We start from the raw sequence: 13008 nt of genomic DNA, 5'->3' as shown, positions 1-13008 counted from the left end.
TAATATGGGTTATTTTGTTCATTTTGTTTATTAAATAATTTATGCTTTTATTAATGATAAATGTGATATGGAGGATATATGGGTTCTTTTAATTTTAGAAATTATGTATGTGATAGAGCAAAAAAAATTGTGAGTGAAAAGGGAGATAAGGCCAGTATAGTTTTTCCTGAAAGTACTGATGTTAGGATTTTAGAAACAACTATTGATCTTTTAAAGAAAAAACTTGCAGGATTTGTGGTACTTATTGGGCGTAGAGATGATGTTTTTAGGAGATTAAAAGAACTTTCAGGTTCTAGAAATGATATCTTAGAAATGGTAAGAGTTGTAGATCCCAATTCTTTTAAAGATTTTAATAGATATTTAGATGAATATTTTAGTTTACAACATAATAGGGAATTAACTTTGAAACAAGCTAAAGAAGAACTTTTAGATGAAATTGCTTTTTCTATGATGATGGTGAGACTTGGTGAAGTTAAAACTTGTGTTTGTGGTGCTTTAGTGTCTTCATCTAAAGTTTTAAGAAGTGTGTTTAAAATACTTCCTAAACTTGAAGAGACTAATTTTATATCTTCTTTTATGATTATGGATACTGGCAATGATCTTGGTCGGTTTGAGACTTGTTTTGGGTATGAGGGAATTTTAATGTTTGCTGATTGTGCTGTAATAATCAATCCTGATGCTCTTCAGCTTGCAGAAATTGCAATACAGAGTGCAAATTCATTTAAGAATATTTTTAATGCAGAGCCTAAGGTAGCCCTTCTAAGCTTTTCTACAAAGGGGTCTGCTAATTCCTTGGAAGTTGAGAAGGTGAAATGTGCTTTAGAGCTTGTTAAAAGCAAATGCTCAGACTTACTTATTGATGGGGAACTTCAGATTGATGCAGCTTTGGTTAAAGGTGTTGCAGAGAAAAAGTGCAGTGGTTCCTTGGTTGCTGGTGCTGCAAATGTGCTTATTTTCCCTAGTTTGGAGTCTGGTAATATTGGATATAAGCTTGTTGAAAGATTGGCTTTTGCTAATGCTTATGGACCTTTCTTGCAAGGACTTAAAAACCCTGTTAGTGATCTCTCAAGGGGATGTTCTCTAGATGATATCGTATTGACGAGTGCCTTGATGATTGGTAGTTAGTTTGTTTGAGATTGTAATGAATTCTTTGACAGAAATCTCTTCAGGTCTTTTGTCTAAAAATTTTTTTAAGAAGTTTTTTTCAAGGATGCTCTCATCTTTGGTAAAGTTAATGATTGTATTTTTTAATTTTTTTCTGCGATTTATAAATACTGTTCTGACTAACTTGTTGAATGCTTTAAAGTCTTTAATTACTCTTTTGCAGGGAATGAGTTTAAGAGTTGTTGATTTTACTTTAGGAATTGGATAAAAATTTTTTTTATCAATATCCATTATTTTAATTACATTAAAATGTGATTGAACTAGTACTGTAAATGATGAGTAATTTTTATTTCCTTCTTTTGCAAGCATTCTGTCTGCCAGTTCTTTTTGTACTGTAAATACCATGTGCGTTAAGATTCCATCTTCAATAATCATTGATATTACTTTTGATGCAATGTTATAAGGTAAATTTGAAAATATTTTGTTAATATTTTGTTTTTCTTGTTTATATGTCTTTAAAAAATCACCTTCTATTAGCTTGAAATTTTTAAGTTGTCCAAATTGTTCATTTAAAATTTCTGAGTACTTAGGATCAATTTCAAAAACTGTCAGAAAATTTGTTTTCTTCAGCAAAATAATTGTCATTGCTCCAAGACCTGGACCTATTTCCCAAATTTTTTCATTTTCTTTAATTTCAAGTGTATCTATTATTTTTTCTCTTATATGCTCATTAATTAAATAATTCTGTCCCCATATTTTTCGTGGAGCTATATTTTTGCTTGCAAGTGCACGTTTTATGCTGTTTATGCTGTTATAATTTATGTTCATAGATAGTAAAAATATAGCATATTATTATCATTGGTGTTTTATGTTCTTGTTGAGATATCTCTTTTCTTGTTCTAATTTATAGATTATATAAAGTATCGTTAAAATACTTAAGACTAGAAATATTTTTACGTTATAATTTTGAATTACTGGAAATTTGCTAAAGATAATGGCTGTTTCTTTTATTGCCTTAAAGATATAAGTGTTCATTAGATCAAGTAATAAAAATAAGTGTGCGTTGACTATGTAGCTTCCTAAGCTTAATATTGTTATTATTAAAAATACTAGCATTAGGGGAGTAACTATTAGGTTTGATAGTATTGAGATTGGTTGAAGGTTGAGATCATTAACATAAAAAATGGGAGCTGTTGAAATTTGAATCAGAAGGGTTGTAAAAATTGGATATATGAGTTTATTTAAATTATATCTTTGATTAAGAGCAAGGGAAATTGATATTCCAAGTACTGCAAGATAGGATAACTTGAATCCTATTGAATTTAGTGTGTATGGTAAAATTATGGCATTTATTATAAAGCTAATTGCTAATGTACTAAGCAAATTGATTTTTCCATATGTTGATTTGTAAATTATAAGCGTTTTTATCATGATGAATGCCCTTAGAGTAGATGGTGAAAATCCTGTTAAGATTAGATAATTGAGTAGTATTGTGCTTAGAATTAAATATTTTAGTTTTTCATTTTTGATTATAAGGAGTAGATAATAGAAAATAATATAAATTAGGTAGAAATGTAGGCCAGATACCACTAATATATGTGATATACCTGCTTTTTGAAATAAATTATTCTCATATTTTGTTATATCTGATTTATTGTTTGTTAAAATCGCTTTTGAAAAGTGAGAATATTTGGTACTAATTGAGTTTAAAAACCGATTTATTAGTTTATTATATTTTTCTCTGATATTTACTAGCAAGGGTCTTTTGATAAGTTGCATTTTATTATTTTGAATTTTGACAATATCTCCGATTTTATATTTATTTTCAATATTTTTGAATATAAATTTATATTTTTTACCAAATCCATCTATTGATTCAATCCTTGTATTTGAATATTTTGCAAAATAGGTAATATTTGTTATTTGATAAAAATTATCCTCAAGTCTTTTAAAATTTAGGCTAATTTCAAAAATGACTAAAAAACTTGTACTAATCATAAATGTGAGTGACAAATGAGCATTTCTTTTTATTAAAAAAATTGATATTAAGATTAAATTTAAATATATTGGGTTTAGTCTTAAGTAATATCTTGTTAATAAATTTAATGCACTTATTATAAACAATAGAATCACTGAAAATCTCTTTTTAAGAAGTATATTTTAAGCATATCAAAATTTATCAAATCAGTTTTAGATTAATTATCACAAAATTTGACAATTTTATATTTATATATCTATAATTTATTATGACATTATCAAATAAATACCCTTTAAAGTATGTTTTTTTGGAGATTCTATTATCCTATTTTATAGTTACCCGTATTTCTCCTTTTGACAGTGTTGATGTTGATCTTTGGAGTTTTGATAAAAACCATTATTATTATTGGTTGTATAGTACTTTTTTAATTTTTTTTGTTGTGTATTTTTCTAAATTAACAAGTTCTTATAATTTTAGAGATGAGTTTTTTATTCCTGAATTTAATCCTATTTTTATTTGGCAAGCATTTTTAATTTTTGTTAAGTTGCTTATTTGTATTTTTTTGCTATTGATTATTTTTTGTTTTATTTTGTATTGTCTTCCAGAATCAGTTCGAGAGTGGATTGAACTAGGTAACTCTGGTTTTATGTGGAATATAGGCAGTAAGCAATCGCTTTATTTAATGGTTATTACTTCTCTTTTTATAGGAGGAGTTGAAGAATTGTTTTACAGGGCTTTTATTATTACCAAACTTAAACAGATAGGGATTACTTCATTGATTGCAGCCTTTCTTAGTAGTTTTATCTTTGCTTATGGACATTTTTATTATGGATTTATTGGATCTTTATTAGCATTAATTTTTGGGGGCGTTTTGTCTTATATATATTTAATACATAAAAATATATATTATTCGATTTTTGTTCATAGTTTTTATAATATCTTTGTTAGTGTTTTGCTCTTTTTGTTAAATTAGTTAAGGAGGATCTATGCTGGATACTATACCTAGGCGTTTCAGTGAAGTTGTGGGACTTTATGGTGATCTTGATATTTTTATTTATAAAGAAAATGAGTCTAAAGATTTTAAGAGACAGATATATTCTGATTTTTGGAATGAAGTTAAGAGTGTTGGTTCTGGTCTTTTGCATTATGGAATTAAGAAAGGTGATAGGGTCGCTCTTATTTCTGATTCAAGAAAAGAGTGGATAATTATTGATATTGCTGTTATGAGTTTAGGATGTATTGATGTTCCAAGGGGTAATGATTCGTCTGAAGATGAGTTGGTTTATATTATTAATCATTCTGAGTCTATTTTTGTCTTTGTGGAGAATGCTAAACAGCTTCAAAAAATCATTTCTAAAAAACATGAGCTTAAATTTGTTAAACATGTTGTTGTTATTGATGATGATAAACTTTATGAGGATAAATTGGGAAATATTACAATAATCTCTTATAAAAAATTATTGAGTTTGGGGTATGATTATTTAAAAGATAATCCTAAGATGTTTGATTCTGAACTTGAAAAAGTTTCTGGAAAGGATATTGCTACTATAATATACACTTCAGGAACAACAGGATTACCAAAAGGTGTTGTACTTCGTCATGAATCTTTTATTTTTCAAGTAGATAGGGTTGGTGATTATTTACCGACAATTGAACCAGGGAAAATAATGATATCTATTCTTCCTCTGTGGCATTCATTTGAGAGAACTTGTGAATATATAGTTGCTCTTAATGGTATGGCAATTGCTTATTCAAAGCCTATTGGGCCCATTTTACTTAAAGATTTTGCAGCTTTAAATCCTCATGCAATTATTTCTGTTCCAAGAATTTGGGAAGGAATAAGGATTGGCATTATGAAAAGGGTATCGGAGTCTTTTTTAAAGAGATTTTTATTTAATCTTTTCCTAAAGATAGGAATTCTTTATATAAAGCTTAAGGAAAAATTTTTGGGACTTGTTCCTGTTTACAAGAAGCCCAATTTTTTAGTTTTAATTTTTATAAAGGTTGCTTGTCTTGCTGGATTAATTTTGATTTTGCCTTTTAAATTTTTAGGACATGTTTTAGTTTTTAGAAAAATAAAGAAAGCACTTGGAAAAAGATTTGAGTTTGGTGTTTCTGGTGGAGGAGCGTTGGTAAATTATGTTGATTATTTCTTCAAAGCTGTAGGTATTTTAGTGCTTGAAGGTTATGGTCTTACAGAAACGGGACCTGTTTTAAGTGTGAGACGTCTTAAAAGTCCTGTTGCAAACACTGTTGGGCCTTTGTTTCCAGATATTGAATATAGAGTAGTCGGTAATGATGGTAATTCTTTATCTCCTGGTGAAAAGGGTGAGCTTTGGGTCAGATCCCCTCAAGTTATGAGTGGTTATTTTAAAGATGACACTACAACAAGGGAAGTTTTGACAAGAGATGGTTGGTTTAAGACAGGTGATTTAGTGTGTGCAACAATTAATAATGAGATTTCAATTGTTGGAAGAAGTAAAGATACGATTGTGTTACGGGGTGGAGAAAACATTGAGCCTGAACCTATCGAGAGAGCTTTATCAAAGTCTTTATTTATTGAAAATGTTGTAGTTGTCGGTCAAGATCAAAAGTTTTTAGGAGCTATTATCGTACCTAATTTTGAAGTTCTTGAGAAATGGGCTGGTTCTAATGAAATAATATTTGCTTCTCATGATGATTTATTATCTAATGAATCTGTTAACAAACTTTATTCTAAATGCATTTCAGATATAGTTAATCTTAAGTCTGGATTTAAGAGCTTTGAGAGGATTGTTGGATTTGTTTTATTAAAAGATAGTTTTGTTGTGGGCGAAGAACTTACTAATACTCTTAAGCTTAAAAGGTATTATATTTTTGAAAAATATAATAAGAAGATAATGTCGATATTTAATAAGGATGACTGTGAATTATTATGATTATAGGCTTGAAATGTAACTTTGAAAAGTTCACATCTTTTTCATGTAGGGAATATTAAGTAAATGCATACAATTTTTTATTGTCTGTAGAACTGCTTTTGATAAATTAGTTCTTGAATGTGTAAGTTCAGGGTTATCTTTATCTATTATTTTTGTGTCTTGATAATATGCACTGAAGCTTTTTGCAAGTAAGTAAGAATAGTTGGCTATTATTGAAGGATTACGATCTTTTGCAGCCTTAATTATATATTCTTCAAATTCAGATATAATTTTGATTATTGCCCATTCGTTTTCATTGATTAAGAGGTCGAAATTAATATTTTTACTGGATAAATTTAATTCATCATACTTTTCAAGTATGCTGTTAATTCTTGCACCTACATATTGAATGTATGGACCTGAGTTTCCAGTAAATGATAAGCTTTCTTCTTTATTAAATAATATATCTTTGTGTATTGCCGTTTTGAGTAGATAATAGTGAATAGCTCCTAGTGATATATTTAATGCAATTTTTTTGGAATCCTTCACATTTGAATGTCTCTTTTTTATCTCTATCATAGTTGATTCGCTTAGATCATGAATTAGGTTGTCAGCATCAATTACATGACCTTCTCTTGATTTCATTTTACCTGTAGGTAAGTTTACCATGCCGTATGATAAATGCACTAGATTATTTTCTTTTGTAATGCCTAATTTATCTGCAACGTAAAATAAAGTTTTAAAATGATGAATTTGTTCACTTCCAACTACATAAATCATTTCATCGAAATTAAATTCATTTTTTCTAGTTAATATATTTCCTAGATCTTGTGTTAAATAAATGGATGTTCCATTAGCTCTTAGGAGTACTTTTTGTTTAAATTTTTGATCGGTCATTTCATTTGCTTCTATGGGTACATTGATACATATAGCCCCATCTTTTCGTTTATAGCATAAACCTTTTTTTAATCCTTGAAGTATAATTTCTCGTCCGATCTTAAATATTTCACTTTCAAGATAAATTTTATCGAATTTAATGTTTGTAAGTTTGTAAGTCTCTTTAATTCCTTCAATTGCCCATTTATTTAATTTTTTCCAAAGTTGAATAGCCTCTTCATCCCCTTCTTCCCACTTACATAGTAACTGTTGGATTTCGTCTTCTGCCATTTTATTATTTTTAGCATATTCGTTGTATTTTACATAAAAATCACCGATTAAGTGATCTCCCTTTTTTAGGGAAAGTTCAGGGGTTGTATTATTTCCAAATTTTTTATAAGCAAGCATGGATTTGCAGATATGTGTTCCCCTGTCATTTATCAAATTTATTTTTGTTACCTGGCCACCAGAAGCTTTTAGTATTCTTGATAAGCTTTCCCCAATAATGTCATTTCTAAGATGTCCTACATGCAATGGTTTGTTTGTATTTGGTGATGAGAATTCTATTATTATTCTTTTGTTTTTAAGTACATTATTTATTCCATATTTTTCTTTCTCCTTAATGACTTTTTTGATTGTATCTTTAATATATTCTTTTCTGTTGAATTTTATGTTTAAATAAGCTCCCATTGATTTGGTTGTGTATTTCTTTCCAATATGTTTAATTATCTCTTCAATAATCACAGATGTACTGAGTTTTAAGATTTTACTAAATTCGAATATTAGTATTGATAAATCTCCCATTTCACTTTTTGGAGGTTTTTGCATGATTATATTTATTTTGTCTAATATAATGTTTTGTTTTAATGCAAGCTCTTTTATTGTTTTGCTAATTTTATCTTCTAAATCTTTTTTTATTTTACTGATCATTCTTTTTCCCTTTAATATTTATTAGTATGTTAATCAAGAGAAAGATTAAGGATGCTGCTAGAAAAATATTTGAGCTATAAACAGGTGTTTTTATTATATTACTATCTTTAATTATCGATAATTTAATATTGAAAAGTTGTAAGCTTCCAGTATTTAGTATTTCTCTAAATAATGAAACTATTGCGCTTAGTGATATGAATGTTATTATCGGTAATTTGGAGTATTGCAATATGCTTGATGAGTCTTTTACACTTTTAAAAGGTTCATTTTTGTGAAATGAGATTATTATCACTGTTAAAATAGGGATTGAAAATCTTAAATTTTCATAAAGAATAGGAGTTATGTAGTACATGAATAGGTAAGTTAAACTGACAGCAATTCCTATTATTGATAGGTAAATTCCTAATATTTGATTTCTTAATACTATTTGTTTAATAATTATTGCTGGGAGTAAAATACACAATGAAATCCAAATTGATATTATGGTTCCTTCTAAAAAATTTTTTGTATAGGCAAAAATTGGAAATAACATTAAGGATGTTTTTAGATATCTATCTGTGATATAAAATGTTTTATTATTCATAAGATTTACCTTTAGCTATTTTGTTTTAAATTGATTTGTATCTGTATTAATTTCTGTAATGTGATTTGAATTTGTTGTTCCAAAAGTTTTGATGCTCTCAACAGCTTCTATTAGTTTTTTGATTTCTTCTTTTAGTCCTTTCATTGAATTTGAAACTGTGACATTAATTTCTTCTAAAACAGAAACTGTATTAATTATTTCTTTATTTCCTCTAAACATTTCATTTGAACCTATTTTTACTTCATATGTTATTTCTCTCATTGTGTTTAAAGCTTTTAAAATTTCTTGGCTACCAATTGATTGTTCTTGCATAGTATGATTGATTTCTTCTATGACTTGAACTACGAGGTTGATTGAGTTAAATATTTGATTGAAAGCTTTATTTGTTAATTCTGATGTTTTTACTGTTTGATTGATTGAATCCATTATTTCATTTATTGATGCTGCAACTGATTCTGATTGTGAAGTAACTTGTTCTGCAAGATCTTTAATCTCTTCTGCAACGATTGCAAAACCTTTTCCAGCTTCTCCCGCATGAGATGCCTCTATAGCAGCATTCATTGATAGTAAATTGGTTTGGCTAGCAATGGATGATATTAGTGCATTAGCTTCTTGTAGTCTTGTTGAATTTTTGTAAATATCTTTAATTTGCATGATAATCTCTTCTTGTTTTTTTCTACCATCATCGGAAAATATTTTAAGTTCTTCTGTGCTTTTTGCAGCTTTTTGTGTTATTTCTGTGACTGATTGTATGCTTCCTATCATCTCTTCAATAGCTGATGATGATTCTTCAACGCTTGCAGCTTGAGTTTCAATTGAATTGTCAAGTGATGCGATGTTTTTAGATAAATTCTCAATTGTATTTGTTGTATTTGAAATAAACTCAACTTGTTTTTCTATTTCCCCTTGTGTTTTTTCTATGTACTTATTTGAGTTTGTTATTGTATCATAAGCTTTATTTATTTCATTAAAGAGTAGGTCACCGTTTTCTTTTAATAGTTTTACTCTGCCTTGTAATGAGTTTATTACGTTCTTTAGATTTTCAATGAAATACCCGAAATAATTTATTGTGGCACTTATTGAATCTTTTCCTTTTGATTCAATCTTGATTGTGAGATCTCCTTCTTTGACTTTTGGAATGATCTTATTAAGTTTTTCTATTTTTGATATAATCAGTTGTTTAATTGTAATTATCATGATTAATATAAATATTATTACGAGTAATATTATTATTGATATTGACATCAATTTGATATTGTTAAGTTCATTTGAAAATATATTGTTATAATTCATTTGTATTGCTAAATACCAAGGTGAAGATGTAAGTCTTGTTATGGAGATTATGTTATTGTTGTAGCTAGTATTATAATTACTTTTTCTTTGAGCTATTGCATTGAGTAATGGAGTTGTTATTTTTGGATTGTTTTCAAACAGGCTGTTTAAGGATAATTTTATAGGTTTAAGTGTTTCTTCGTCTTGTTCCCCAAAAATATCTCCTTGACTGTTAATAGCATATATCTTGAAGTAATGGGAGCTTTTGTGTTGATTTCCTTTTTCTAATAAAGATCTTTCTAAAAGCATAAATATGTTTTTTCTTAGTTGTTTTATCTGTTCTAGTATGTCTGCATATAAAACAACATATCCATCATGATTTATACTCATATTTTTTTCTGACTTTATGTTTGCATTACTTGTATTATACAAATCGTTTTGATCTTGTTGGGGGATCTTGTAAAGCATTGGTATATAGGATTTATTATTTATTATTGTTAAATCTTGGTTTAGTGTGAGTGTGTGGTAGTTATCTGTATTATTATCCGTTTTCATTTCTTGTAAATTTATGTAGGTATTTAGTCTTCTCTCATCACTTGAATACAATATTTTGCCGTTTTTGTTTGTGTATTCTATTATTTTTATATAGGATGGGAATAAGCTTAACTGATCGATAGATATTACATTATTTAAATGATCACTTTTTTGTGTGTTCAAATTCTGGTTATAATTTTTAACAAAGTCATCAATAGCGATTAACATGTTTCTTGTATCCCTAGAGAAGCTTTTTATCATGATATTATTGACGAATTTTGTAAAACTTTGAAGTTCTTTTGTTATTATTTTCCTGTATCCATGATCTAATAGTAAAAAAATGGTTGTAGCAATAATCATTGTATAAATTACAATAACAATATTAAACTTATAAAAAAGAGTGGAACTAGAATGATTTCTTTTCACTTGAATCCTCACAAAACTTTTTACAAAACATTATAACTAACTAGCATTATATATGTTTTATTATATAATTATATCCATATATTGGAATAATAAAAATTCATATTTTATTGAATATTTGTTGGTTATTTATATAATACAATTAATATTGTAATATTTTAACACAGCTTGAAAATTTGTTTTTATGGGTTTAATTTTGGAGAAATTTTTTTATGAATGAGGATTTGGTAAATGTTAAATTAAAAAATATGAGTTTTTTGCTTTATCTCATACTTTTTGTTTTTATTTGCTTTGGTTTATTGTTTTTAGGTCAGGCTTATTTAAACTATAAAAATGGGTATTTAGAGCGTGTTGAGTCTGATTTTAAACTCTTTTCAAATAATGTAGCTTTTCAGATAAAAAATAAATATGATGGTGCTGTTGGTGTTTTAAAAAATCTCATTGAGAATGATAGGGTTTTAAGTGTCTTACATAATGTTTCAAATAGTTTTATTGAGAGTGTTGATTTACGGTTCATAGATTTAGATACAAGTATTGCTCTGTTTTTAAGTTCCAAGGGATTTAATGAAGTAAGTAAAATTTTTCAGCATATACCCCTTGAGGAGAATTCTTTAGAAGGAATTTTCTATATTCCTGTTGGGCAAAATGTTTTGATTTCAAATAAAAACTTTTCGTTTTTAGGTATAAATAACATTATTGAAGATCCGATTTATTTTGTTCCTGCAAAGAAGCATATTGCGTATTATTCAAGTTATAAGAGAGTAAAAAATAGACTCTATTCTGTTGTAAGTATTCCGGTTATGAATGATAGTTTTACAATTTTGGGTGTAATCTGTTTTTTAGTCTGTTTTGATAATTTATTTATTAATATTGCAAATCAATTTGATTCTTATCTTAAGTTTAGTAATAAAAATTATGAGTTTTTTGTGGTTGATAGAGATTTTAATCCTTTATTTTTGAGTCTTAATGATTTAAGTACTGAGAATTTTGCAGAAAATTATGCAAGTAGTGCGTTAAGCAGGGTGATATCTCATGTTAAGGACAATCCTAATATTTCTAGGGATATTTTAAAACATAAGACTTCTTCTTATGTTTTAAGTACTGCTCAGATTGATGGAAGTGTGGTCCAAGGTATTATTTTGAATATGGATTATCTTCCTCTTAAATTTCAATCAAATGCAATATTTTTCTTAGGGTTTATATTTTTTGCTTATCTCATTATATTTTATCTTTACAATAGATTCATTTTGCCTTTTATTGGAGATTTTAGAATGCTTCTTAAGTATAAAAAGGAAAGAGAGGATATTTTAAGTCTTGACCCTATTTTAGAGGTTCAATATAAATCTTTTATTTTTTCTTATATTAGTGCTGAATTTGATAATTTTTTTTCAAAAACTACTAATATTGTTGATAGCATTAAGGTTTATGTACAAAACTTAAGGAAGTGTTTAGCTGAGATAAATATTCCTGAAGAAAATATAGATAAAGTGCATAATAGTCTTGCTACTTATGATAAAATAGGGGATGCTTTTTCTAAATTTGAGAAGTCAGTTGTGAATATTTTAAAGGATTTTGAATCAATATCTAATCCAATTAGTGATCACAATAAGAATATATTAGATATTGCTACTCAATTTGAAGAGAATGCCAACGCTTTTTATGGCATAGATAAAAATTTAGAGATTTTTAGTAAAGTTATTGCATCAAATTCTACAAGTATTGATGATGTAAAAAATAAGGTTTTTGAATTGAATTCTATTTTTGAGAATGTTAATAAAAATTTTTCGGAGCTCTTATCTCAGACTAATAGTCTTCAGAGTGCAAATAAGCTTTTAGTGTTGATATCAGCTCAGACTAATATGCTTGCAATGAATGCAGCCATTGAGGCGGCCAAGGCAGGAGATGCTGGTAAGAGTTTTACTGTTGTTGCAGAAGAAATTAGAAAACTTGCTATTAATTCTGGAAAGTATTCGACAACTATTAAAGATGAGCTTAAAATGGTTAATAATATCATTTCAGTTGTAAGTTCAGAGATTGATGCTATTTATAAGGATTTTATTGATATCCAGGAAAATATTCATAATAATGCTGTACAGCATGAGAGAATTAATATTACCCTTGCTAAACATGTAAAAGAAATTGAAGAATTTAAAGATAAATATTTATCTTATGATATTAAGATTAGAGATACTAAGAACATGTGTAAGGAGATATTTAATAGTTATTTTGTTATTAGTGGAAAGTTTAATAATTTAAATAATGATTTAAGTGAATTTGAGGTTTCTAAGATGAGTTTAGATGCATTAGAACCTTTACGTGAACATGTATCATTGGTTAATGAATGTAGAGAAAAAGTTGCTGAAATGAAAGATGTTGTTGAAAATATTAATAATGAATTTTGGGATATATAA

9 protein-coding genes are annotated in these 13008 nt (G+C 27.5%); 4 read left to right on the top strand and 5 right to left on the bottom strand.

The genetic code is table 11. The annotated features are described in order from the left end of the window. The first annotated feature begins 78 nt into the window (after nucleotides 1-78). The gene (gene pta / locus R5397_RS01420) at nucleotides 79-1125 is read left to right on the top strand and encodes a phosphate acetyltransferase (protein WP_421622639.1); all 1047 of its coding nucleotides are present in this window, start codon (nucleotides 79-81) and stop codon (nucleotides 1123-1125) included. On the opposite strand, the gene rsmA is transcribed toward pta, so the two are convergent. Together rsmA and R5397_RS01410 are read right to left on the bottom strand one after the other, a co-directional pair. Then, nucleotides 1081-1932 (bottom strand): 16S rRNA (adenine(1518)-N(6)/adenine(1519)-N(6))-dimethyltransferase RsmA, encoded by an 852-nt coding sequence (gene rsmA, locus R5397_RS01415; protein WP_421622638.1) that lies wholly within the window; start codon nucleotides 1930-1932, stop codon nucleotides 1081-1083. The genes pta and rsmA overlap by 45 nt on opposite strands. Nucleotides 1933-1959: 27 nt before the next feature. Further along, nucleotides 1960-3237: a ComEC/Rec2 family competence protein gene (locus tag R5397_RS01410; RefSeq protein WP_247065726.1), complete on the bottom strand. Its 1278-nt coding sequence runs from the start codon at nucleotides 3235-3237 to the stop codon at nucleotides 1960-1962. A 113-nt stretch (nucleotides 3238-3350) separates the two neighbouring features. Between R5397_RS01410 and R5397_RS01405 the strand changes: the two genes are divergently transcribed. After that, nucleotides 3351-4055, top strand: a complete 705-nt coding sequence (locus R5397_RS01405) for a CPBP family intramembrane glutamic endopeptidase (RefSeq protein WP_421622637.1) — start codon at nucleotides 3351-3353, stop codon at nucleotides 4053-4055. A gap of 13 nt (nucleotides 4056-4068) precedes the next feature. Then, nucleotides 4069-6000 (top strand): AMP-dependent synthetase/ligase, encoded by a 1932-nt coding sequence (locus R5397_RS01400; protein WP_247065728.1) that lies wholly within the window; start codon nucleotides 4069-4071, stop codon nucleotides 5998-6000. Nucleotides 6001-6030: 30 nt separating this feature from the next. Here R5397_RS01400 and argS read toward each other — a convergent pair whose 3' ends face one another. The 3 genes from argS to R5397_RS01385 are packed head-to-tail and all read right to left on the bottom strand — an operon-like array spanning nucleotide 6031 to nucleotide 10600. After that, a complete protein-coding gene (argS, locus tag R5397_RS01395; protein WP_421622636.1) occupies nucleotides 6031-7785 on the bottom strand; it encodes an arginine--tRNA ligase in 1755 nt (584 codons plus the stop codon). Then, nucleotides 7775-8368 (bottom strand): hypothetical protein, encoded by a 594-nt coding sequence (locus R5397_RS01390; RefSeq protein ID WP_421622635.1) that lies wholly within the window; start codon nucleotides 8366-8368, stop codon nucleotides 7775-7777. The genes argS and R5397_RS01390 overlap by 11 nt, the downstream gene beginning before the upstream one ends. A 15-nt stretch (nucleotides 8369-8383) precedes the next feature. Next, a complete protein-coding gene (locus R5397_RS01385) occupies nucleotides 8384-10600 on the bottom strand; it encodes a methyl-accepting chemotaxis protein (RefSeq protein ID WP_421622634.1) in 2217 nt (738 codons plus the stop codon). A gap of 209 nt (nucleotides 10601-10809) precedes the next feature. Here R5397_RS01385 and R5397_RS01380 point away from each other — a divergent pair, with 209 nt between their 5' ends. Next, a complete protein-coding gene (locus R5397_RS01380) occupies nucleotides 10810-13008 on the top strand; it encodes a methyl-accepting chemotaxis protein (RefSeq protein WP_421622633.1) in 2199 nt (732 codons plus the stop codon).

It is taken from the genome of Borrelia sp. MN22-0132 (genome assembly GCF_049201035.1).
Lineage (GTDB): Bacteria > Spirochaetota > Spirochaetia > Borreliales > Borreliaceae > Borrelia > Borrelia puertoricensis.
The sequence above is the reverse complement of the archived record's forward strand: the minus strand, read 5'-3'. Positions and strand labels throughout refer to the sequence as shown.